The organism is Methylobacterium aerolatum (assembly GCF_022179085.1).
In the GTDB taxonomy this organism is placed as follows: Bacteria; Pseudomonadota; Alphaproteobacteria; order Rhizobiales; family Beijerinckiaceae; genus Methylobacterium; species Methylobacterium aerolatum.
On sequence record NZ_BPQE01000002.1, the window covers coordinates 154,770 to 176,459 of the forward strand.

The window sequence follows — 21,690 nt, forward strand, 5'->3', positions numbered from 1 at the left end:
GTGCCGCCAGACCTCCGCATGAACACGACCATGCGCACGACCATGCTCACAGCCATGACCATGGCTCGGCCTGCCGGGCTGATCCGGCGGCCATGGCGGCGCGCGCGGAGGAGCTGTGCCGGGAGCGCAGCGTCCAGTTCACCGCCCTGCGCCGGGAGGTGCTGGAGGCGGTGGCGGCCTCGGAGCGCCCCCCCGGCGCCTACGACATCGCCGAGCGGCTGAGCAAGCCCGGGCGCCGGGTGGCCCCGGTCTCGGTCTACCGCGCCCTCGACTTCCTGATGGAACTCGGCCTCGTCCACCGGATCGCCAGCCGCAACGCCTTCGTGCCCTGCGCCCACGAGCATGGGGCGGGGGAGAACGTCGTCTTCCTCATCTGCCGCACCTGCGGCGGCATCGACGAAACCACCTCGCCCGAGGTCGAGAGCAGCCTCGGCCGGACGCTGGCGCGGGCGGGCTTCACGCCCGCCCACAGCATCCTGGAGGTCGAGGGCGATTGCGGCGCCTGCCGGACCAGGAGCCAGGGCGCGGGCCGCGCCGGAGCGTGAGGGGAGCGGACTGTCCCTGCGGCGGCGTGCCGGGGAACCGGACATGGCGGCGCGCGCTTGTCGGCCACATCACCGGATGAGGCGGGCATGTCGATGAGGGTCGTTCTGTGCTGCGCCGTGGCCCTCGCCGGCGTGCTTCCCTTCGGCGCCCTGGCCCAGGGCCGCCCGTCCACCGTCGCCATGTCCTGCGTCCAGGCGACCCGCCTCGTGGCCGGACAGGGCGCCATCGTCCTCGGCACCGGCGGCCAGACCTACGATCGCTTCGTGCGCGACCGCTCCTTCTGCGAGCCGACCGAGATCGCCCGCCGGGCCTTCCGCCCGACCCGCGACAACCCGCAATGCCTCGTGGGCTACACCTGCTACGAGCCGGGGCGGGACGATTGGCTGGGAAGCGACTTCTGACGGGCTGCCCCCCGTCGTCGCGAACGTCGCAAGGCAGTGGCGGCGAGGGTTTCCCCGCGCCGAGCCAAAACCTCAGCCCGTCGCCCTCGCCCGCCCGGCCGTCTTCTCCAGCGTCACGATAATGCGCCGGTCGCCCGCGCGCCGGGTGAACCCGGTCGCGTCCAAGTGCTCTAACAGGGGGATCGAGAACTTCCGGGAGATGCCCAGGATCGCCCCGGCCTCGCGGGCGAGGAATCCGGCCTCCTGGCAGTCGGCGCCGGGGAAGGCATCGGTGAGGCGGGCGCGGGCGCTCTCCACCGCCTCCTTGTGGAACAGCACCGCCCGGCGCTGGACGCGGTCCACCGCCCGGATGACCGTTCCCGTCGCCACGAGGTAGTTCAGCGCCTCGCGCCGCCGGATGTCGCGGCCCACCGCCTCGGCCTCGTCGGGCGGGTTGAGTCCCGCCCGCCGGAAAGCCATCTCCAGGCGCCGGACCGCCTCGGTCTCGTTGCGGGCCGGGTCGAAATCCGCCCGCCGCCACAGGGCGCCGACCTGCGCCACCTCCCGCGAGGCGACGAGATCCCGCAGCACGGCGGCGGTGATCGCCTCCGGCAGGGCGAGGGCGCGGGCCACCTGATCGAGGCTCGCCCCCTGGTCCATCGGGCGCTCGCGGTGGAACTGGCTGAGCGCGCCCATCGTGCCGGTGCGCAGGGCCGCGAAGGCGGTGGCGCCGACGACGCTCTCGCCGATCTCCCGCGCGCCCGCGGCGGCGAGGATGCGGCGGACCCGCTCGGGCGTGGACCCGGCGAGACGGGCGAGATCCGTCAGTGGCGCCCCGGCCGCGCCCGCCTGTCCGAGGCGGACGGCCAGCGCCTCCGCCGGCCGCCCCGCCGCGATGGCGGCGAGGTCGGCCGTCACGCGTGGGTCGTTCCGGCGGCGGCGGCGGCTCGCCGGATCGAGGATGCGGCCCCCGGCCACCGTCACGGCCGGCGTTTCCAGGCGCAGGATGAAGGGCTCCCGCGCGGGCACAGCGACGTCCTCGGCCAGGTGGAGCTGCGCCTGCGCGCTGGCGCCGGGCTCCAGGCTCGTCCGGTCGAGGAGGCGCAATCGCGCGCCGACCTCCGTCGTCCCGAACAGGAGACGGCATGCGGCGCCGCCCGGCAGGGCGGCCTCGGCGCTCGCGGCGGCGGTGATCGCCACATCGACCCAGCGGGTCGGGACGAGGAGGTCCGGCGGGCAGAGGGCCTGGCCGCGCACGATCTCGTCGAGGCCGACGCCGCGCAGGGCGACCGCCGTCCGGCGCCCCGGCTCCGCCGACTCGACGGAGCGGCCGTGGATCTGCAGGCCGCGGACGACGGCGCTGCGCCCGCCCGGGGCGATGGCCACCGTGTCGCCGACGGCGAGACGCCCCCGGCGCAGGGTGCCCGTGACCACCGTGCCGAAGCCGGACCGCGTGAACACCCGGTCCACGGGCAGGTAGGGGAAGCCGTCGTCGGTGCCGGGGGCCGCCTCCGCCAGGAGCCCGGCCAGGGCGGCGTTGAGGGCCGGGATACCGATCCCCGTGACCGTGGAGGTGGCGATGACCGGACCCGCCTGGAGCCCCGCCCGCGCCGCGGCGGCGGACAGCTCCGCCGCGCGCTGGGTGATCGTGTCCGGCGACGCGAGGTCGGCCTTGGTCAGCGCGAGCACGCCCCGCTTCACGCCGATGAGCCGCGCGATCTCCAGGTGCTCCACCGTCTGGGGCTTGATGCCCTCGTTCGCATCGACCGCGAGCAAGACCGCCCGCATCCCCGTCGCCCCCGAGATCATCGCCCGCACGAAGCGCTCGTGGCCCGGCAGATCGACGAGGTCGATCTCGCCGGCCTCGCCCGCCAGCAGCGCGAAGCCCGGGACGATGGAGACCCCCCTCAGTTGCTCTTCCTTGAGGCGGTCGGTCTCGACGCCGGTGAGCGCCCGGACGAGGGCGGTCTTGCCATGGTCCACGTGACCGATGACACCGACAAGGAGGGTCTTCAACACTGTCACGGGTGTCACTCGACTCGCTGGCATACCGCGTTCGCGGCATTGGATCAGTCCACGCCTGCCGGGGCCAGCGTGGCAATGACCGATCGCCGATGATCTGGTTTGAGCTATTAAATTGACTGCAATCTAGTGTGAACCCGAAAATGTCATCAGAATGACGATGATGGATGCCGACATGACGCAGTGCAACGAGGGCGGATCGGATTCGCCGCCGGGGCGTAGACGGGATGATCCGGGTCCGGGGGACGCTGGCATCCCCGCATGGTAGACTGGCCGTGTACCCGGGCGAACCACAGGTGGAGCGTAGAACGATGGACGAGGCGGGCGAGACGACGGCAGCCCCCAGGGAAATCGAGTTGAAGCTGGATTGCACGGGCCCCGACCTGACGGCTCTGACGGGACACGCCCTCCTGGGTGAGGTCGTCGGCAGCGAGGCGCGCCTCCTCGTCACCCGCTACTACGACACGCCGGACCGGGCGCTGGAAGCCGCGGGCCTTACCGTGCGCATCCGCGCCGAGGGCGGGCGCTTCGTGCAGACCGTGAAGGCCGGGAGCGGCCAGATAGGCCTGTTCGACCGCGCGGAATGGGAGACGGTGGTGGCAGGCGACGCCCCCGAGCCAGCCGCCTGGGCCGACACCGCCGCCGAGACGGTCCTCTCCGGCCGGGAGGGCGAACTCGCCCCCCTCTTCTCCACGGTGATCATGCGGCGCGTCCACGCCCTCGACCACGGGGAATCCCGCATCGCGGTGACGCTGGACGAGGGGCGGGTCGAGAGCGCCAAGGGCGATGCGACCTTCTGCGAACTGGAACTCGAACTGGAGCGGGGCCGGGTCGCCGACCTGTTCGGCTTCGCCCAGGCCCTCGCCGAGACCGCGCCCCTGCGGCTCGGCGTGCTCTCGAAGAGCGCGCGCGGCTACGCAGTCCTCGACGGGACGGCCCCTGCCCCGGTGAAGGCGGCGGGCGTCGACCTGTCGCCGGACGACGACGCGGGCACCGTGTTCCGCAGCGTCGCCCGGTCCTGCCTGCGCCACCTGCGTTTGAACGAGACCGCCTTCTTGGAGGGCGAGCCGAACCCCAGCGCCCTGCACCAGATGCGCGTGGCCCTGCGGCGTCTGCGCTCCGCCCTCTCCCTGTTCGCGCCCCTTTTCGAGAACGACCCGCGGGCGACCGTCCTGAGCGACGAGATCAAGCGCGTCACCGAACCCTTCGGCACCGGGCGCAACCTCGACGTGTTCCTCCACGACACGTTGCCGATCCTGGCGGAGCACAACCCCGACGATCCCGCCCTCGGCACCCTGGAGGAGCGGGCCAGGGCCGCCCAGCAGCAGGCTTATGCGGCCGTGCGCGAAATCCTGCACAGCCCGCAATGGCGCGGGCTCCTCCTCGACATTGCAGGCTGGGTGGAGGCCGGTGCCTGGAGCGAACAGGACGCCGCCCGCCAGGACGGGCGCCACTGCGCGGCCGGGATCCTCGACAAGGCGCGCCGCCGGGTGAAGAAGCGTGGGCAGGGCCTGCGCCACCTCGATGCCCACACCCGGCACCGGGTGCGGATCGCGGCCAAGAAGCTGCGCTACGGCGCGGAGTTCTTCGCCGACCTGTTTCCGAAGCCCAAGGCGCAAAAGCGGCAGAAGGCCTTCGGCGACGCCCTCTCCGACCTGCAGGACCACCTCGGCGCCCTCAACGACATCGAGACCGCCCGGACGTTGCCCCTCGACCTCGCCGGGAACGAGGCCCTCGCCATGCCGGACATGGACGAGAAGCGGGTGCAGAGCCTGCTCGACAAGGCCGCCGACGCCCGCACCGACCTCCTCGACGTCAAGCCGTTCTGGCGCTGACGGGCCCTGTTCCGCAAGGTGGATCGCGGAAGGGTGGTCGGCAGCGCCGGAACGGCGGCGGTTCTGGGGATCGCCCGCATCCGTCCCGGCGCTGCCGCGACGGGGACGGGCCGCGCCGCATCCGCAGCGAGCCCGCCCCGCCGGCCGCGCGAGGGGGGAACGCGACCGGGCGCCAGGATTGGCACCGTCATGTTGCTCGCGCGTGTCCGGCGCGGTTGCGAATACAAGATTCATCCGGGACAAGGCGTGTCACGTCCCTTGCATGGGGTCTGCGCGGCCGCGCGTCGGCCTGGCCGCGCGCTTGCCCCCGCGCATCCGTGAGCGTCGGGCCTCCCCTCCCCCCGCGTCGGCGGGGGCGGGACGGCCCCTGAAGGAACCGGAATGAGCCAGACCAGCCCGTCCAGCACCCACAACCTGCGCGCCGACGGGGCGCGCCTGTGGGCAACCATCCACGAGACGGCCCGCTTCGGCGGCACGCCGAAGGGCGGCATCAACCGCCTGACCCTGTCCGCCGAGGACGGGCAGGTGCGGGACTGGTTCCGCGAGGCCTGCGAGGCGGCGGGGCTGACGGTGGGCGTCGATGCCCTCGGCACCCAGTACGCCCTGCGGCCCGGCCAGGACATGAGCCTCCCGCCCGTCGCCTTCGGCTCGCATCTCGACACGCAGCCGACGGGCGGAAAGTTCGACGGCGTGCTCGGTGTCCTCGCCGGCCTCGAAGTGATGCGCACCCTCAACGACGCCGGCATCGGGACGCGGGCGCCGCTCCTCCTGGTCAACTGGACCAACGAGGAGGGCTCGCGCTTCGCCCCGGCGATGATGGCCTCGGCCGCCTATGCGGGCGACTTCACCACCGACGAGATCCTGGCCAAGCGGGACGCGGCGGGCACCACCGTGGCGGAGGCCCTCGACGCCATCGGCTATCGCGGCGGCGAGGCCGTGGGCGAGCGGGCCATCGGCGCCTTCGTGGAACTGCATATCGAGCAGGGGCCGATCCTGGAGGCCGAGGGCAAAACCATCGGCGTGGTCGAGGGCGGCCAGGGGATCGCGTGGTTCGACGGCCGGATCGAGGGTTTCGAGAGCCACGCCGGCACGACGCCGATGCCCCGCCGCCGGGACGCCCTGCTCGGGCTGTCGGAATTCGCCCTCGCCGTCGAGCGAATCGCCCTGGCCCACGGACCGAGCGCCGTGGCGACGATCGGCGAGGCCACCATCCTCGCCCCGTCGCGGAACGTCGTGCCGGGGCAGGTCGCCTTCACCCTCGACATGCGCGATCCGCGCTCTGCGACCCTCGACGCCATGGAGGCCGAGCTGCGGGAGGCGGCGGCGGAGATCGGCGGGCGGCGGCGGATGACCCTCGCCCTCAGCCGGATCTGGCGCAAGGAGCCGGTGCCCTTCGATGCGGGCGTGGTGGCGGCCGTCGAGGCGGCGGCCGAGGGCCTCGGCCTGTCGCGGCGGCGGATCGTCTCCGGGGCGGGGCACGACGCCTGCAACCTCGCCGGGCGGGTCCCCACCGCAATGATCTTCGTGCCGTGCAAGGACGGGGTGAGCCACAACGAGTCCGAGTCGGCCACGCAGGGCGACTGTGCCGCCGGGGCCGACGTGCTGCTTCAGACGGTGTTGCGGCTGGCCGGCTGATTCGGCGGCGTTCCTCGCCGGAGCGGGTCCCCTTCCCCGTCCTCGCGGGCAAGGCGCAGCAATCCAGGGGCGGAGGGCCGCCGACGGGGCTCGGCGCGGCCCCGGATTGCGTCGCGGTGCTCGCGACGACGGCGAGGAAGGACGGGCTAACGCCCCACGAGGCCCCCCTTTCACCAACCCGGCTGTGCGGAGCCGAAAAATCCCGTACAGAGCCGTCCCATGACCGCACGCGCCCACCGCGACGCCCGGGGCCGACCGCTGATTGCGGTCACCGGGCTCGGCCTCGTCTCCTCCCTCGGCCAGGGCCAGGCCGACACCTGGGCGGCCCTCACGCAAGGCCGCTCCGGCATCCGCGAGATCGCCCGCTTCTCGACGGAGGGGCTGCGCACCCGCATCGCCGGCACCGTCGATTTCCTCGACACCGATCCGCTCGTCGCCCCGCTCCTGTCCGAGCGGTTCGCCGCCGTGGCGGCCGAGGAGGCGCTGGCCCAGGCCGGTCTCGGCCGGAAGGGGGACTTCCCCGGCCCGCTCTTCATCGCCGTGCCCCCGGTCGAGATGGAATGGCCGCAGCGGCGGGCGCTGGCCGAGGCGGCGGGCGCCGAGGTGCCCGTGGACTATGCCGGGCTGCTGCGCGCCGTCGGGACCGGCCGGTTCGACGCGTGGCACGACCTCTTCCTGTTCGGCACCGTGGCCGACCGGATCGCCGAGCGCTTCGGCACGCGGGGCTCGCCGATCTCGCTCTCCACCGCCTGCTCCTCGGGCGCCACCGCCATCCAGCTCGGCGTCGAGGCGATCCGCCGGGGCGAGGCGTCCGCCGCCCTGTGCATCGGCACGGACGGCTCGGTGAACCCCGAATCGCTCATCCGCTTCTCCCTCCTCTCCGCCCTCTCCACCCGCAACGAGGTACCGGAGGAGGCCTCCCGCCCCTTCTCGAAGGACCGCGACGGCTTCGTGATGGGCGAGGGCGCCGCCGCCCTCGTGCTGGAGGACGCCGCCTCCGCCGTGGCGCGCGGCGCGGCGATCCTCGGCTACGTGCTCGGCTGCGGCGAGCAAGGCGACGGCTTCCACCGCACCCGCTCCAGCCCGGACGGCGCGCCGATCATCGCCGCGATCCGCGCGAGCCTTGACGATGCGGGCCTGGCGCCGGAGGCCATCGACACGGTGAACGCCCACGGCACCTCGACGCCGGAGAACGACCGGATGGAGGCGCTCGGCCTCTCCGCCGTGTTCGGCGAGCGCGCCGCCGCCCTGCCGGTGACCTCCAACAAGTCGATGATCGGCCACACGCTCACCGCCGCCGGGGCGATCGAGGCGGTGACCTCCCTGCTCTCGATCCGCCACGGCCGGATCCCGCCGACGATCAACTACCGCACCCCCGATCCGGCCATCGGCCTCGACATCGTGGGCGAGGCCCGGGACGTGCCGGTGCGGACCGTGCTCTCGAACTCCTTCGGCTTCGGCGGCCAGAACACCTGCCTCGTGCTCGCTGCGGAGCCGGCCTGATGGCGACCGGCGAAAAGCGCGTCCTCGTCACGGGCGGCGCGAGCGGCCTCGGCGCCGCCCTGGTCCGGAGCTTGGCGCAGGCGGGCTACGCGGTCGATTTCACCTATCGCTCGTCCGGGGACGCGGCGGCGGCCCTGGCCTCGGAGCTGAACGAGGCCCATCCCGGCCTCGGCATCCGCAGCTACGCCCTCGACCTCGCCGACCGGCAGGCGCTGGACGCCTTCTGCGACACGGCGGAGGAGGTCGGCTATCACGGGCTCGTCCACAATGCCGGCCAGTCGAGCGACGGGCTCGCCGCCCTGTTCGATCAGGACAAGGCCGAGGCGGCGATGCAGGTGAACTTCTTCTCCCTGACCCGTCTCGCCCGGTCCCTGGTGCGGGGGATGACGCGGGCGCGCACCGGGCGGATCGTCGCAATCGGCTCGGTGGCGGCGCTCCGGGCGAACGCCGGCAACGCCGCCTACGCCGCCACCAAGGGCGCGCTGATCGCCTATTGCCGGACGCTCGCCATCGAGACCGCCAAGCGCGGCGTGACGGTCAACGTCATCGCCCCCGGCTTCATCGACACCGCCATGCTCGCCCCCTACGCCGCCCACCGGGCGGGGATGGAGAAGCAGATCCCGGCCGGCCGCTTCGCGCAGCCGGAGGACGTCGCGGCACTCGCCACCTTCCTCATGGGCGAAGGCGCGGGCTACATCACCGGGACGGTGCTCCCCGTCGATGGCGGCCTCACCGCCATGATGGGCATCCACCGCACCTGACGTCTTGCGATATTGCCGATGCGACCCCTCGCCGCCGCCCTGCTGCTCGCCGCCCTGCCCGCCGGGGCGGCCCTTGCGGAACCGGAGACCTACCGCGTCACCGGGCTGCCCCCCGGCGAGCCCCTGAGCCTGCGCGCCGAGCCCGACGCCAATGCCGAGATCGTCGGCGAGATCCGGGGCCGGGTGCTGATCTTCGGCTGCACCAACGACACGCCGAGCCGCACCACATGGTGCCGCGCCCGCCTGGGCCGGACGGTGGGCTGGGCGCGGCGGCGGTACCTCACGCCGGATTGAGCCGGGGTGGCGCCCACGCCGCGTTGTGATACCGCTCGACCCGACACGCCAAGGTAGCCTCCGTCCTCGTTGCGAGCGGAGCGAAGCGATCCAGCAGCGCAACGGCCGTCCAGCGTATGCCGCCCTGGATTGCTTCGCTCCGCTCGCAATGACGGACGGGTTTGAACCGACCCCAACCAAGCGGCCCGCGCCGCCTTCGTGAAAGTCCCCATGCGAGCCCTGCAACTCTTCGGCGACCGTGACCTGCGCCTGACCGAGGTCGAGCCGCCGCCGGCCCCCGGTCCCGGCGAGGTCCGGCTGCGCATCCGGGCTGTCGGCCTCAACTTCATCGACGTCTGGGGTTTCCGCGGCATGGCCTTCGCCAAGCGGAAGATGCCCCTCATCGTCGGCGCCGAGGCGGCGGGCGAGGTCGAATCGGTGGGCGAGGGCGTGACGAGGCTCTCCGTCGGCACCCGCGTGGTGCCCTACGGCGCCCTCACCTGCGGCCATTGCCGGGCCTGCCGCGAGGGCCGCGACAACCTCTGCGAGGAGGTGGGCGGCGTGATGGGCTTCCACATCGACGGCTTCGCCCGCGAACTCGTCACCCTGCCCGCCCGCCTCGTGGTGCCGGTGCCGGACGGCGTCTCCGACACCGATGCCGCCTGCGCGGGCATCGCCTTCGGTACCGTGCAGCACATGCTGTTCGACAACGCGAAGCTGGAGCCGGGCGAGAGCGTCCTCGTCCATGCCGGCGGCTCGGGGATCGGCACGGCGGCGATCCGCATGGCCAAGGCCATCGGCTGCACGGTCTACACGACGGTCGGCGACGACGAGAAGGGCGCCAAGGCCGCCGAGCTCGGGGCCGACCACGTCGTCAACTACCGCACCGAGCGGTTCGAGGGAGAGGTCCGGCGCCTGACCAAGCGCAAGGGCGTGGACGTGGTGTTCGAGCATGTCGGCGCCGACACGTGGAACGGCTCGCTCCTGTGCCTGAAGCGGGGCGGGCGCCTCGTGACCTGCGGCTCGACTTCCGGCCCCACCACCACGATGAACCTGATGCAGCTCTTCCAGCAGCAATACCGCATCACCGGATCCTTCGGCTGCTCGCTCGCCAACATCGCGCAGTCGCTCGACAAGATGGCGCAGGGCATCCTCCCGGTGGTGGACACGGTCTATCCGATGACCGACTTCACGGCGGGGCTGGAGCGGCTCGAATCGCGCAAGGTCTTCGGGAAGATCCTCGTTTCGCTGTGACGGGCTCGCACCGACCCGTCATTGCGCGTGTCAGCCATCCCCCATTCGCGCTGCACCGCAAAACGTGGTCTAAGGCATCCGTTCGACCACGGCCCGGCTCCGGGCGGTCCCGGAACCCGACCCCGTGCTGCGTCTCGCCCTCATCCTGAAGCGGTCCTTCCCGAAGCTTGCCGGCTACGCCAGCATCCCGCTGATCCGCTTCGTCTTCGCCCTGGCGCGGCTCCTCGGCCCGCAGCGGGCGGCGGATTTCGGCGGCGGGCTCCTGCGCCGGATCGGCCCCTGGCTGCCGGCCCACCGCACGGCGCTCGCCAACATCGCCGCCGCCTTCCCCGGCATGGACGAGGCGGAAGTGAGGGCCATCGCCCTGGCGGCCTGGGACAATCTCGGCCGGACGGGTGCGGAGTACGCCCATCTCGACACGCTGTTCGACTACGAACCCGACGCGACGGGGCCGCTGCGCAGCGAGGTGGCGGGCATCGACCACTTCTTCAGCCTGCGGGACGACGGGCAGCCCGGCCTGATCTTCTCCGCCCACCTCGCCAACTGGGAGCTGCCCGCGATCTGCGCGGCGAAGTTCGGTCTGGAGGCGACCGCCGTCTTCCGCCCGCCGAACAACCCCGCCGCCGAACGGCTGGTGCGGGAGGTCCGCCGCAGCACCATGGGCGGGCTCGCCGCCTCCGGCCCCGGCTCGGCCTTCGCCATGCAAGGCGTGGTGGAGCGCGGCGGCCACCTCGGCCAGCTCATCGACCAGCACTTCACCCGGGGCGTGGTGGTGACCTTCTTCGGGCGGCCGTGCCTCGTGAACCCGTTGCTCGGCAAGCTCGCCCGTCACCACGAATGCCCGGTCCACGGGGCGCGGGTGGTGCGCCTGCCGGGCGAGCGGTTCCGCCTCGAACTCACCCCCCCGCTGACCCTGCCGCGGGCGGCGGACGGATCCATCGACGTGCCCGGCGCCATGCAGGCGATGACGGACGTGATCGAGGGATGGGTGCGGGAGAATCCCGGCCAATGGCTGTGGATGCACCGCCGCTGGCGGCCGGACATGCTGCCGAAAGCCGCGGAGCGCCAGGGCGGACCTCAAGGCAACGTGACTTCACAGAAGGAGCGGGCCGCGCTGTGATCATCCGGTGATGGAGCACACGCGCGTTCGCCGACGGCCGGACTCCCTCGGGACGCCCCTGCGCATCGCGGGCCGGCTCGCCCTTCTCCTCGGCCTTTCGGGCCTGGCCCGGCCGGCGGCGGCGGAGCCGGTGGCCGCCGTGGTGGAGATGTACACGAGCCAGGGTTGCGCCGCCTGCCGCGCCGCCGACCCGATCATGCGCGAGCTGGCCGCCCAGCCGGGCGTGCTCGCCCTGACCCTGCCCGTCACCTACTGGGACTATCTCGGTTGGAAAGACACGCTGGCCCTGCGCGGCTTCAACGAGCGGCAGCGCGCCTACGCCCACGCCCGGGGCGCCCGGCAGGTGGTGACGCCGCAGGCGGTGGTAAACGGCGGCCAGGCGGTGATCGTCGGCTCGAATCGCCCCGCCCTCGACAAGGCGTTGAAGGACGCGGGCCAAGCGCCCCCCCTGCCGGTGACGGTGTCGGCGCAGACGCAAGGCCCCCTGATCGTCATCGACGTCTCGGGCCGTGCCCCCGACACCGCGACCGCGACCGCGACCGCGAAGCCGAAGCCGGCCGGCAAGGGCGAGGACAAGGCCGAGGTGTGGCTCGTGCCCCTCGTCAGATCGCGGGTCACCAAGGTGGAGACCGGGGAGAATGGCGGGCGCGTCGCGAACGACGTGAACATCGTCCGCAGCCTCCAGCGCCTCGGATCCTGGGCCGGCCAACCGGTCCATTTCGAGATCCCCGCCACGGGCGGCGTGCTCGATGGGGCCGACGGCTATGCCGTCCTGGTCCAATACGCCCGGGAAGGCCGGATCGGCCGCATCCTCGGCGCCGCCAAGGGACCGGGCCTCTAAGGCAGCCTCGGTCAGCCTCGGATCACGGCGCTCTCCCGTCATCGCGAGCGCAGCGGTGGCGATCCGGAAATCTCGGAAAACGCTCCGGAGGAGGTCCCTCTTGCGGGCGTCCTGCGGGCGGAGCCCCTTGCGCGGCGGGCGCGGGGACCCCATTCCCGCTCTTGTCCGGCACGAGGGTCCGGGGATCAGGAAAGAGCCACGCGTGACGACGTTCTCTCCCCGCGAGATCGTGTCCGAACTCGATCGTTTCATTGTCGGGCAGCACGACGCCAAACGCGCGGTGGCCATTGCCCTGCGCAACCGGTGGCGGCGCCAGCAGCTCACCGGCCCCCTGCGGGAAGAGGTGGCGCCCAAGAACATCCTGATGATCGGGCCGACGGGCTGCGGCAAGACCGAGATCGCCCGCCGCCTCGCCCGGCTCGCCAACGCGCCCTTCCTGAAGGTCGAGGCCACGAAGTTCACCGAGGTCGGCTATGTCGGCCGCGACGTGGAGCAGATCGTGCGCGACCTCGTGGAGGTGTCGATCGGCCTGACGCGGCAGGCGAAGCGCGAGGCGGTGCGGGCTAAGGCGGAGGCGGCGGCCGAGAACCGCATCCTCGACGCGCTGGTGGGCCCGACCGCCAGCGCGGCCACCCGCGACAGTTTCCGGCGCAAGCTGCGCAACAACGAACTGGACGACAAGGAGGTCGAGCTCGAACTCAGCGGCGGCACCCCGGCCGGGCTGCCGATGTTCGAGATTCCCGGCGTGCCGGGCGCCTCCATGGGCGCCATCAACATCGGCGATATGCTGGGCAAGGCGCTCGGCGGCCAGCGGGGCAAGCCCCGCCGCATCACGGTGCGGGATGCCCACGCCCCGCTGCTGGCGGAGGAATCCGACAAGCTCGTGGACGACGAGGCCCTGACCCGGGAGGCGATCCGCGAGGTCGAGGACAACGGCATCGTCTTCCTCGACGAGATCGACAAGATCTGCGCCCGCGAGGGCCGCCAGGGGGGCGACGTCTCCCGCGAGGGCGTGCAGCGGGACCTCCTGCCGCTGATCGAGGGGACGACGGTGGCGACGAAGCACGGGCCGGTGAAGACCGACCACGTGCTGTTCATCGCGAGCGGTGCCTTCCACGTCTCGAAGCCCGCCGACCTCCTGCCGGAGTTGCAGGGCCGCCTGCCGATCCGCGTGGAGTTGCAGCCGCTCACCGTGGACGACTTCAAGCAGATCCTGACCGCCACCGAGGCCAGTCTGATCAAGCAGACCCTCGCCCTCATGGCGACGGAGGGCGTGACCCTCGACTTCACCGAGGATTCCATCGACGCCCTGGCCCGCGTCGCGGTGGAGGTGAACGGCTCCGTGGAGAACATCGGCGCTCGCCGCCTGCAGACGGTGCTGGAGCGGGTCCTCGACGAGATCTCCTTCACCGCCACCGACCGCTCCGGCGAGACCGTGACGATCGACGCCGCCTACGTCCGGGACCGGGTTCAGAACCTCGCCGCCAACGCGGACCTGAGCCGCTTCATCCTGTGAGGGCGACCCCACGGGAGGGAGACCCCTCGGTCCTCCTCCCGGTGGCGGCGCTCGTTGCCGGCATGGTCTCGCTCCAGGGCGGGGCCACCTTCGCCAAGACGCTGTTTCCCACGGTCGGGCCGGCCGGGACCTCGTTCCTGCGCGTCGGCTTCTCGGCGCTGATCCTCCTCGGCTTCTGGCGCCCGTGGCGGCGGACCCTGCCGTTGCGCGAGGCGGGCTGGATCTGGCTCTACGGCTCGGCGCTCGGCCTCATGAACCTGCTGTTCTACCTCGCCATCGTCCGGCTGCCCCTGGGGCCGGCCGTGGCGATCGAGTTCACCGGGCCGCTGGCGGTGGCGATCGTCGCCTCCCGCCGCCTGAGCGATTTCCTGTGGATCGGCGTCGCCGTCACGGGGCTCACGCTGCTCCTGCCCTTCACCGCGACGGACGGGCTCGATCCCCTCGGGGTCCTCCTCGCCCTCGGTGCGGCCCTGGCCTGGGCCCTCTACATTCTGTTCGGGCAGCGGGCCGGGCGCCTCGACGGAGGGCAGGCCGTGTCCATCGGGATGCTCACGGCGGCCATCGTGATCGCGCCCTTCGGGATCGCCGAGGGCGGCGCGGGTCTCCTGGCGCCGCCGGTGCTGCTGGCGGGCCTCGCCGTGGCCGTGCTGTCGAGCGCCCTGCCCTACTCGCTGGAGATGGTCGCCCTGCGGCGCCTCGACCGGAAGACCTTCGGCATCCTTCTCAGCCTCGAGCCGGCGCTGGCCGCCTGTGCCGGGCTGGTCCTGCTGGATGAGCGAATCACCCCGACGCAATGGCTCGCCATCGCTCTGGTGATCGCGGCTTCGGCGGGCATTACCGCGAGTGCGCGGCGACGGTGAGGGGCTGGCCGGTCTGCAACACGCGCAGCCTCATTGCGAGCCCGGCGAAGCAATGACAAGAGGGCTTCGTGTCCACCGGGACCTTGACGGCCACGACGGGACGACCGCCGATCACTCGGCTCGATAACGAAGACGCGGCACATCCTCGGATGGCGTCGGCTCGCGTTCGCACTGGCGAGACAGGCGCCGGGCCTACTTCCCCGCCAGCACCCGGGACGCCACGTTGATGTACTTGCGGCCCGCCTCCTGGGCGTGGAGCACCGCGTCGCCGAGGCTCTCCTCGTCGCGGACGCTGGCAAGCTTGATCAGCATCGGCAGGTTGATGCCGGCCACCACCTCCACCGAGCCGCCGTTCATGCACGACAGGGCGAGGTTGGAGGGCGTGCCGCCGAACATGTCGGTCAACACCACCACCCCGTCACCGGAGTTCACGCGGCAGACCGCGGACATGATGTCCCGCCGCCGCAATTCCATATCGTCCTCCGGCCCGATCGTGATCGTTTCGATCTGATCCTGAGGGCCGACCACATGCTCCAGCGCGGCCTTGAACTCGGTCGCGAGCAGTCCGTGGGTGACGAGCACCATGCCAATCATCGACACGTGTTCCGACGTCCTGTGTCATCCGCCATGTTGTGCATTGCACAGTTTCTCACAAGACGAACGCGACTCTTTGCCCGGACATTTCTCAAATCATGCCACGGCGAGGGGGCGAGCGCCATGGGGCAAGGGGCCGTTGCGCATTTCGCCCGTCGTGTGCGGCTGCGAAGTCACGCCCGGCAGGGTTCAGACCCAGCCCTTGCGCAGGGCGGCCCGCACCAGGAGCGGGGCGAGGCCCGCTTGGCGCACGTCCCGGTCGAGGACGAGGCGTGGCAGGGCGATCCCGAGGATGCGCGCGTCGGCGGGGGGCTCCGGCAGGCGCGGGGCGGTGCCGACGAGGTCGATGACGAGGGCGAGGATCGCCTCCTCCCGGGTGGCGAGGCCGAGTTCGGCCGCCGTGCGGATGCCCTGGCCGCGAATCTCGACCCGGCACGCCTCGGCCGCGTGGGCGCGCGCCGCGAGGCGCCCGTCCCGCGCTTCGACTCGCACGCGGTCGTCGGCGACGAGCGCCCCCTCGAAGCTGTCCGCCAGGAGGAGCGCCAGGGTCGACTTGCCGGCCCCCGAATCACCGCGAATCAGGATGCCCGCCCCGTTCATGACGACGCAGGCGGCGTGGAGGGTCTCCATCAGGCGGCGTGCTGCGAAAGCTGGCGGGTGGCCGCCGGCAGACGGACGATGAAGCGGGCGCCGCGAATCGTCGGCTGCCCCTCTTCGTCGGGGGCGCCGGGCCGGTTCTCGGCACGGATCGTGCCGCGGTGGGCCTGGACGATCTGGCGCGAGATGGACAGGCCGAGGCCGGAATTCTGGCCGAAGCCCTGCTCCGGCCGGTCGGTGTAGAAGCGCTCGAAGATCCGCTCCAGCGCGTGCTCGGGGATGCCCGGCCCCTCGTCCTCGCAAACCAGTTCGATCTCGCCCCGCACCCGCCGCAGCGCGATCCGCACCTTGGCGTCCGAGGGCGAGAAGGACCGGGCGTTATCGAGGAGGTTGTTCACCACCTGCCCGAGGCGGCTGTCGTGACCGATGATCGCGTAGGCGCCCTCGGGGTCGTTGGGATCGAGGTCGAGCTGGATCAGGCAATCCTTCGCCCGGCGCCGCTCGTTGGCCACCGAGACCACGGTGGTCAGGAGCTTCTTGAGATCGACCCGGCGCGCCTCGGCGCGGGCCAGCTCCGCATCGAGGCGGGAGGCGTCGGCGATGTCGCTGATCAGGCGGTCGAGGCGCTTCACGTCGTGCTGGATGATCGCCATGAGACGGCCGCGCGACTCCTCGGTCCGGGCGAGCGGCAGGGTCTCGACGGCGCTGCGCAGCGAGGTGAGCGGGTTCTTCAACTCGTGGCTCACGTCGGCGGCGAAGTTCTCGATGGCGTCGATCCGCCGGTAGAGCGCTTGGGTCATGTCCCGCAGGGCGCCGGAGAGGTGGCCGATCTCGTCGGTGCGCTCCGTGAAATCGGGGATCTCCTCGCGGGCCTTGATGCCCATGCGGACCTTCTCGGCGGCCTCCGCGAGGCGCCGGACAGGACCGGCGATGGCGCCCGCCAGCAGGAAGGACAGCACCACCATCACCACGGCGGCGATGAGGAAGACCTGGAACAGGCCGAACCGCTCGGAGGCGATGACGCGGTCGATGGAATCACCCTGGGTCGAGATCAGCAGCGCGCCGCGCACGGCGCCGGCCTTGTGGATCGGCACCGCGACCGAAACCGTGGTCTCGCCCAGGGCGTTGCGGCGCACGAGGCTGCCCCGCGCCCCGTTCAGCGCCGCCTGGACCTCGCGCAGGGAGTGACCGTTGGTCGGGCCCGCCTCCTCCTGGGGGGCGGAGCGCCCGAACAGGCCGGTGAGCTTGGCATGGACGGCGTCGAAGGCCGATTCGAGGAGGCCCGCCTTGTGGGGGCGGCCCGTGGCGAGGCCGGTCGCGGGATCCGGCCGGGCGGCGTCGCCGCGCTTGAACGAGGTCCGGGTGTCGAAGAGCAGCCCGCCTTCTTCGTCGTAGATGCGCGCGCGGTTGCCGGTCGGCGTCACGAGACGGGCGAGCAGCGGGGCGACCCGCTCGGGGTTGAGGGAGAAGGCCAGCGAGCGGGCCTCCTCCTCGGCGTCGCCCGCCTGCTGCTGCAGGAGCTTGTCCGGGTCGATGCGGATCGTATCGGGATCGACGGAGGCCGAGGCGGCGATGGCGCTCGCGATGATCTCGCCCTGGATGGCGAGGCTCTGGACGCGGGCCTGGATCAGCCCCTGCCGGAACTGGTTCAGGTAGAGGAACCCGACGAGCAGCGCGATCAACCCCACGAGGTTGAGGACGACGATGCGCCGGGTCAGGCTGGACGAGGCGCGCTGGCCGACCGCATCCCACAGGGTGCGGGGCAGGCGCAGCGGAGACGACAGGACGTGGCCGAGGGACCCCTTGGGGGCGGCCTCGTCGGTGGAGGCGTTGGGATGCGACACGGGCAGCGGATCCGTCCTTCCTGGGATCACGCCTCCTTGAACCGGTAGCCGACGCCGTAGAGCGTCTCGATCATGTCGAAGCTCTGGTCGGTCGCCTTGAACTTCTTGCGCAGGCGCTTGATGTGGCTGTCGATGGTGCGGTCATCGACGTAGACCTGATCGTCGTAGGCCGCGTCCATCAGGGCGTTGCGGCTCTTCACCACGCCGGGCCGGTGGGCCAGCGCCTGGAGGATCAGGAACTCGGTCACGGTGAGGGTCACCGGCTCGCCCTTCCAGGTGCAGGTGTGCCGCTCCGGGTCCATCATCAGGGCGCCGCGTTCGAGCGACCGGGCCGCCGCCTCGGCCTCGCCCCGGGGGGGCGCCCCCGGCGCCTCCTTGGCGAAGCGGCGCAGCACCGCCTTCACCCGCTCCACCAGCAGACGCTGCGAGAACGGCTTATGGATGAAGTCGTCCGCGCCCATCTTGAGGCCGAACAACTCGTCGATCTCCTCGTCCTTGGAGGTGAGGAAGATGACCGGCAGGTCGGATTTCTGGCGCAGCCGCCGCAGCAACTCCATCCCGTCCATGCGCGGCATCTTGATGTCGAAGATCGCGAGGTCGGGCGGGGAATGGCGCAGGCCGTCGAGGGCCGAGGCCCCGTCGGTGTAGGTCTGGATCCGGTAGCCTTCGGTCTCCAGCGCGATCGAGACGGAGGTCAGGATGTTCCTGTCGTCATCGACGAGGGCAATGGTCGGCATGCGCGGGTCCCTGGCTGAACGGGCTTGGGCACGGTCGCTGGCGCGGCCGCATCGCATCCCGGCCCCATTGGGGCTGGCTGGAGACGCGAGGGCATTCCGCCGCGGAGGAGCGGTTCCGGCTCGCGCCGAGGGGGATGGCTGCTTTAATATGATCCCTCATAAAAAGCGAGCGGCCGTCATAGCTTGGCCGTAATCTTCGGGATCGCATGGAGGACCGGGGACGACATGAGCGAGACGACCATCCCGCCCGAGGGCGCCCCCGACCCGGCGCAGCCCCCTTCGCAAGCTTCTTCGCAAGCCCCTGCCGAACCACGGTTTTCGGCGCGCCCCCTGCCGGCCTCCGAAGCGCCCTTCGACGCGATCGGCCTGTCGCGGACGCTGCTGCGGACGATCCGCTCGGGCGCCCTGGCGACGATCGGCGCCGACGGCATCCCCTTCGCCTCGCTGGTGACCATGGCCACCGACGTGGACGGCACGCCGCTGATGCTGCTGTCGCGCCTCTCGGCCCACACCCGCAACCTGCTGGCCGACCCGCGCTGTTCCCTGCTGTTCAGCCAGGGCGGCAAGGGTGATCCGCTGGCCCATCCCCGCCTCACGGTGACCGGGCGGGCCGAGCAGACCGCCGAGCCGCGGGCCCGCGGCCGCTTCCTCGCGCGCCATCCGAAGGCCAAGCTCTACGCCGACTTCCCGGACTTCGCCTTCTTCGCCCTGGTGCCCGAGGCGGGCCATCTCAACGGCGGCTTCGCCAAGGCCGCGACCCTCGACCGGTCCGAACTGCTCCTCGACCTCGCCGGGCGGGAGGCGATCGTGGCGGGCGAGGCCGGCGCCGTGGCCCACATGAACGAGGACCACGCCGACGCGCTGGCGCTCTACGCCGCCGGGGCCGGCGAAGCGGGCGCGTCCTGGCGGCTGACCGGCCTCGATCCCGAGGGCCTCGACCTCATGGCCGGCGACCGGACGGCGCGGGTCCCGTTCCCCGAGCCGGTGGCCGACATGGGCGCCCTGCGCCGCGTTCTGGTTGCGATGGCCGCGCAGGCGCGAAGTGCCAGTCCGGCGGAAAGTTCAACTCCCGCGTGAAAGTCATGCGTTGCCGGGATGGCAAACGTCCGGCTTTCGCCCCATATGGAGCCGATGAACGATACGCACTCCGACACATTTCCCTTCAGCCTCGAGGTTCACCCGGTCGGCGAGAGCGGCGCGCTGTATCAGTGGAGCATCCGCAAGCACGGCAAGCTGCATCAGCGTTCGGACCGGAAGCACCCCACGGAGGCCAAGGCCCGCTCTCACGGCGAGGCCGAGATCGAGCGCCTGATCCGCGATCGCGGTCGCTAAGGCCGCCACCACACGACACGGGCCGCCCGGAGACCGCCTCCGGGCGGCTTCGTTTTGCGCGAGGAAGCCCGGCCGCGTCAGCCCGCGTGCTCGACGCTGTGGCCCTGCGCTGCTATCCCGCTCGCGCCCGGCCGGTCCACGGCACCCCCCTGCACCCGGCCATCCCGAGCTGACGGCGCGCGCCTCGCCCGGCCGCGCGCCTGAACGGAACACCGATGACCGCCCCGATCGACACCATCCGCAACTTCTCGATCGTCGCCCATATCGACCACGGGAAATCGACGCTCGCCGACCGCTTGATCCAGGCCACAGGAACCGTGGCCCTGCGGGACATGAGCGAGCAGATGCTCGACTCGATGGACATCGAGAAGGAGCGCGGCATTACCATCAAGGCGCAGACCGTGCGCCTGGAATACCCGGCCAAGGACGGCCGGACCTACGTCTTGAACCTCATGGACACGCCCGGCCACGTGGACTTCGCCTACGAGGTCTCGCGCTCGCTCGCGGCCTGCGAGGGCTCGCTCTTGGTGGTCGATGCCTCCCAGGGCGTTGAAGCGCAGACGCTGGCCAACGTCTACCAGGCGCTCGACGCCAATCACGAGATCGTTCCCGTCCTCAACAAGGTCGATCTCCCCGCCGCCGAGCCGGACCGGGTGAAGGAGCAGATCGAGGAGGTGATCGGCCTCGACGCCTCGGAGGCGGTGCCGATCTCCGCCAAGACCGGCCTGAACATCGAGGCGGTGCTGGAAGCCATCGTCACGAGGCTCCCCGCGCCGAAGGGCGATCCGGCCGCGCCCCTCAAGGCGCTCCTCGTGGACTCGTGGTACGACGCCTATCTCGGCGTCGTGGTGCTGGTGCGCATCGTGGACGGGATGCTCAAGAAGGGCATGACCATCCGCATGATGGGCGCGGACGCGGTCTACGGCGTGGACCGGATCGGTGTGTTCCGGCCGAAGATGGCCGAGATCGACGCGCTCGGCCCCGGCGAGGTCGGGTTCTTCACGGGCTCGATCAAGGAGGTGGCCGACACCCGCGTCGGCGACACCATCACCGAGGACAAGCGCCAGACGAGCGGCATGCTGCCGGGCTTCAAGGAAGTCCAGGCGGTGGTGTTCTGCGGCCTGTTCCCCGTGGACGCGGCCGAGTTCGAGAACCTGCGCTCGGCCATGGGCAAGCTCCGGCTCAACGACGCCTCGTTCTCCTACGAGATGGAGACCAGCGCGGCGCTGGGCTTCGGCTTCCGCTGCGGCTTCCTCGGCCTGCTGCACCTGGAGATCATCCAGGAGCGGCTGGAGCGCGAGTTCAACCTCGACCTGATCTCGACGGCCCCGTCCGTGGTCTACCGCCTGCAGATGCGGGACGGGACCATCAAGGAGTTGCACAACCCGGCCGACATGCCGGACGTGATGAAGATCGAGACCATCGAGGAGCCGTGGATCCGCGCCACGATCCTCACGCCCGACGAGTATCTCGGCGGCGTGCTGAAGCTCTGCCAGGACCGGCGCGGCATCCAGATCGACCTCAACTACGTCGGCAAGCGCGCCATGGTCGTCTACGACCTGCCGCTCAACGAGGTGGTGTTCGACTTCTACGACCGGCTGAAGTCGATCTCGAAGGGCTACGCCTCCTTCGATTATCACGTCTCCGACTACCGCGAGGGCGACCTCGTGAAGATGTCGCTGCTCGTCAACGCCGAGCCGGTGGACGCCCTCTCGATGCTGGTCCATCGCACCCGCGCCGAATCGCGCGGCCGGGCCATGTGCGAGAAGCTGAAGGACCTGATTCCGCGCCACCTGTTCCAGATCCCGGTCCAGGCGGCGATCGGCGGCAAGATCATCGCCCGCGAGACCATCCGGGCGCTGTCCAAGGACGTGACCGCCAAGTGCTACGGCGGCGACATCTCGCGCAAGCGCAAGCTCCTCGACAAGCAGAAGGAGGGCAAGAAGAAGATGCGCCAGTTCGGCCGGGTGGAAATCCCGCAGGAGGCGTTCATCGCCGCGCTGAAGATGGACGATTGATCCTCCGCGTCATTGCGAGCGC

General features: G+C 71.5%; 20 protein-coding genes. 15 read left to right on the plus strand and 5 right to left on the minus strand.

Going from position 1 to position 21,690, the window contains the following annotated elements; genetic code table 11:
- The first annotated feature begins 92 nt into the window (after positions 1–92).
- Both MFF06_RS01220 and MFF06_RS01225 read left to right on the plus strand, forming a co-directional pair.
- Entirely contained in the window at positions 93–545 is a 453-nt protein-coding gene (locus tag MFF06_RS01220) for a Fur family transcriptional regulator (protein WP_238201168.1), read from the plus strand.
- 93 nt (positions 546–638) lie between these two features.
- A complete protein-coding gene (locus MFF06_RS01225) occupies positions 639–947 on the plus strand; it encodes a hypothetical protein (RefSeq protein ID WP_238201288.1) in 309 nt (102 codons plus the stop codon).
- A 72-nt stretch (positions 948–1,019) separates the two neighbouring features.
- On the opposite strand, the gene selB is transcribed toward MFF06_RS01225, so the two are convergent.
- Positions 1,020–2,951 carry a selenocysteine-specific translation elongation factor gene (gene selB, locus MFF06_RS01230; protein WP_238201169.1) on the minus strand — a complete coding sequence of 644 codons (1,932 nt, stop codon included), beginning with the start codon at positions 2,949–2,951 and terminating at the stop codon, positions 1,020–1,022.
- 308 nt (positions 2,952–3,259) lie between these two features.
- Here selB and MFF06_RS01235 point away from each other — a divergent pair, with 308 nt between their 5' ends.
- From MFF06_RS01235 to MFF06_RS01280, 10 genes are all read left to right on the plus strand, one after another.
- Complete coding sequence (locus tag MFF06_RS01235) at positions 3,260–4,783, plus strand: CYTH and CHAD domain-containing protein (RefSeq protein WP_238201289.1); 1,524 nt, start codon at positions 3,260–3,262, stop codon at positions 4,781–4,783.
- Positions 4,784–5,164: 381 nt separating this feature from the next.
- Complete coding sequence (locus MFF06_RS01240) at positions 5,165–6,418, plus strand: Zn-dependent hydrolase (protein ID WP_238201170.1); 1,254 nt, start codon at positions 5,165–5,167, stop codon at positions 6,416–6,418.
- Positions 6,419–6,637: 219 nt separating this feature from the next.
- Complete coding sequence (locus MFF06_RS01245; RefSeq protein ID WP_238201171.1) at positions 6,638–7,921, plus strand: beta-ketoacyl-ACP synthase; 1,284 nt, start codon at positions 6,638–6,640, stop codon at positions 7,919–7,921.
- On the plus strand, positions 7,921–8,682 hold the full coding sequence (locus tag MFF06_RS01250) for an SDR family NAD(P)-dependent oxidoreductase (protein ID WP_238201172.1): 762 nt from the start codon (positions 7,921–7,923) through the stop codon (positions 8,680–8,682). The genes MFF06_RS01245 and MFF06_RS01250 overlap by 1 nt, the downstream gene beginning before the upstream one ends.
- A gap of 18 nt (positions 8,683–8,700) precedes the next feature.
- Positions 8,701–8,976 carry an SH3 domain-containing protein gene (locus tag MFF06_RS01255; RefSeq protein WP_238201173.1) on the plus strand — a complete coding sequence of 92 codons (276 nt, stop codon included), beginning with the start codon at positions 8,701–8,703 and terminating at the stop codon, positions 8,974–8,976.
- A gap of 210 nt (positions 8,977–9,186) precedes the next feature.
- Positions 9,187–10,209: a zinc-binding dehydrogenase gene (locus MFF06_RS01260; protein ID WP_238201174.1), complete on the plus strand. Its 1,023-nt coding sequence runs from the start codon at positions 9,187–9,189 to the stop codon at positions 10,207–10,209.
- 124 nt (positions 10,210–10,333) lie between these two features.
- Positions 10,334–11,329, plus strand: a complete 996-nt coding sequence (locus MFF06_RS01265; protein WP_238201175.1) for a lipid A biosynthesis lauroyl acyltransferase — start codon at positions 10,334–10,336, stop codon at positions 11,327–11,329.
- Between the two features lie 10 nt (positions 11,330–11,339).
- Positions 11,340–12,170 (plus strand): DUF1223 domain-containing protein, encoded by an 831-nt coding sequence (locus tag MFF06_RS01270; RefSeq protein ID WP_238201176.1) that lies wholly within the window; start codon positions 11,340–11,342, stop codon positions 12,168–12,170.
- A gap of 202 nt (positions 12,171–12,372) precedes the next feature.
- On the plus strand, positions 12,373–13,686 hold the full coding sequence (hslU, locus tag MFF06_RS01275; RefSeq protein ID WP_238201177.1) for an ATP-dependent protease ATPase subunit HslU: 1,314 nt from the start codon (positions 12,373–12,375) through the stop codon (positions 13,684–13,686).
- Positions 13,687–13,748: 62 nt separating this feature from the next.
- Positions 13,749–14,546: an EamA family transporter gene (locus MFF06_RS01280; protein WP_238201290.1), complete on the plus strand. Its 798-nt coding sequence runs from the start codon at positions 13,749–13,751 to the stop codon at positions 14,544–14,546.
- Positions 14,547–14,738: 192 nt separating this feature from the next.
- Here the strand turns inward: MFF06_RS01280 and MFF06_RS01285 are convergent, their stop codons facing one another.
- The 4 genes from MFF06_RS01285 to MFF06_RS01300 form a co-directional block, all read right to left on the minus strand.
- Complete coding sequence (locus tag MFF06_RS01285) at positions 14,739–15,140, minus strand: PTS sugar transporter subunit IIA (protein ID WP_238201291.1); 402 nt, start codon at positions 15,138–15,140, stop codon at positions 14,739–14,741.
- Between the two features lie 189 nt (positions 15,141–15,329).
- On the minus strand, positions 15,330–15,770 hold the full coding sequence (locus MFF06_RS01290; protein WP_238201178.1) for an HPr kinase/phosphorylase: 441 nt from the start codon (positions 15,768–15,770) through the stop codon (positions 15,330–15,332).
- Positions 15,770–17,587, minus strand: a complete 1,818-nt coding sequence (locus MFF06_RS01295; RefSeq protein WP_370876552.1) for a sensor histidine kinase — start codon at positions 17,585–17,587, stop codon at positions 15,770–15,772. The genes MFF06_RS01290 and MFF06_RS01295 overlap by 1 nt, the downstream gene beginning before the upstream one ends.
- 20 nt (positions 17,588–17,607) lie before the next feature.
- Positions 17,608–18,318 (minus strand): response regulator transcription factor, encoded by a 711-nt coding sequence (locus MFF06_RS01300; protein WP_238201179.1) that lies wholly within the window; start codon positions 18,316–18,318, stop codon positions 17,608–17,610.
- Positions 18,319–18,543: 225 nt separating this feature from the next.
- Here MFF06_RS01300 and MFF06_RS01305 point away from each other — a divergent pair, with 225 nt between their 5' ends.
- The 3 genes from MFF06_RS01305 to lepA all read left to right on the plus strand — a co-directional run bounded on the left by MFF06_RS01305 (position 18,544) and on the right by lepA (position 21,668).
- Entirely contained in the window at positions 18,544–19,395 is an 852-nt protein-coding gene (locus tag MFF06_RS01305) for a HugZ family pyridoxamine 5'-phosphate oxidase (RefSeq protein WP_238201180.1), read from the plus strand.
- Positions 19,396–19,449: 54 nt separating this feature from the next.
- Entirely contained in the window at positions 19,450–19,650 is a 201-nt protein-coding gene (locus tag MFF06_RS01310) for a hypothetical protein (protein WP_238201181.1), read from the plus strand.
- Positions 19,651–19,865: 215 nt separating this feature from the next.
- Positions 19,866–21,668, plus strand: a complete 1,803-nt coding sequence (gene lepA, locus MFF06_RS01315) for a translation elongation factor 4 (RefSeq protein WP_238201182.1) — start codon at positions 19,866–19,868, stop codon at positions 21,666–21,668.
- The last annotated feature ends 22 nt before the right edge of the window (positions 21,669–21,690 follow it).

Coding starts and splice junctions, on each gene's coding strand:
- MFF06_RS01220 (WP_238201168.1), top strand. CDS start 93: ATGGCGGCGCGCGCGGAGGAGCTGTGCCGGGAGCGCAGCGTCCAGTTC.
- MFF06_RS01225 (WP_238201288.1), top strand. CDS start 639: ATGAGGGTCGTTCTGTGCTGCGCCGTGGCCCTCGCCGGCGTGCTTCCC.
- MFF06_RS01235 (WP_238201289.1), top strand. CDS start 3,260: ATGGACGAGGCGGGCGAGACGACGGCAGCCCCCAGGGAAATCGAGTTG.
- MFF06_RS01240 (WP_238201170.1), top strand. CDS start 5,165: ATGAGCCAGACCAGCCCGTCCAGCACCCACAACCTGCGCGCCGACGGG.
- MFF06_RS01245 (WP_238201171.1), top strand. CDS start 6,638: ATGACCGCACGCGCCCACCGCGACGCCCGGGGCCGACCGCTGATTGCG.
- MFF06_RS01250 (WP_238201172.1), top strand. CDS start 7,921: ATGGCGACCGGCGAAAAGCGCGTCCTCGTCACGGGCGGCGCGAGCGGC.
- MFF06_RS01255 (WP_238201173.1), top strand. CDS start 8,701: ATGCGACCCCTCGCCGCCGCCCTGCTGCTCGCCGCCCTGCCCGCCGGG.
- MFF06_RS01260 (WP_238201174.1), top strand. CDS start 9,187: ATGCGAGCCCTGCAACTCTTCGGCGACCGTGACCTGCGCCTGACCGAG.
- MFF06_RS01270 (WP_238201176.1), top strand. CDS start 11,340: ATGGAGCACACGCGCGTTCGCCGACGGCCGGACTCCCTCGGGACGCCC.
- MFF06_RS01280 (WP_238201290.1), top strand. CDS start 13,749: ATGGTCTCGCTCCAGGGCGGGGCCACCTTCGCCAAGACGCTGTTTCCC.
- MFF06_RS01285 (WP_238201291.1), bottom strand. CDS start 15,140: ATGATTGGCATGGTGCTCGTCACCCACGGACTGCTCGCGACCGAGTTC.
- MFF06_RS01290 (WP_238201178.1), bottom strand. CDS start 15,770: ATGGAGACCCTCCACGCCGCCTGCGTCGTCATGAACGGGGCGGGCATC.
- MFF06_RS01300 (WP_238201179.1), bottom strand. CDS start 18,318: ATGCCGACCATTGCCCTCGTCGATGACGACAGGAACATCCTGACCTCC.
- MFF06_RS01305 (WP_238201180.1), top strand. CDS start 18,544: ATGAGCGAGACGACCATCCCGCCCGAGGGCGCCCCCGACCCGGCGCAG.
- MFF06_RS01310 (WP_238201181.1), top strand. CDS start 19,450: ATGAACGATACGCACTCCGACACATTTCCCTTCAGCCTCGAGGTTCAC.
- lepA (WP_238201182.1), top strand. CDS start 19,866: ATGACCGCCCCGATCGACACCATCCGCAACTTCTCGATCGTCGCCCAT.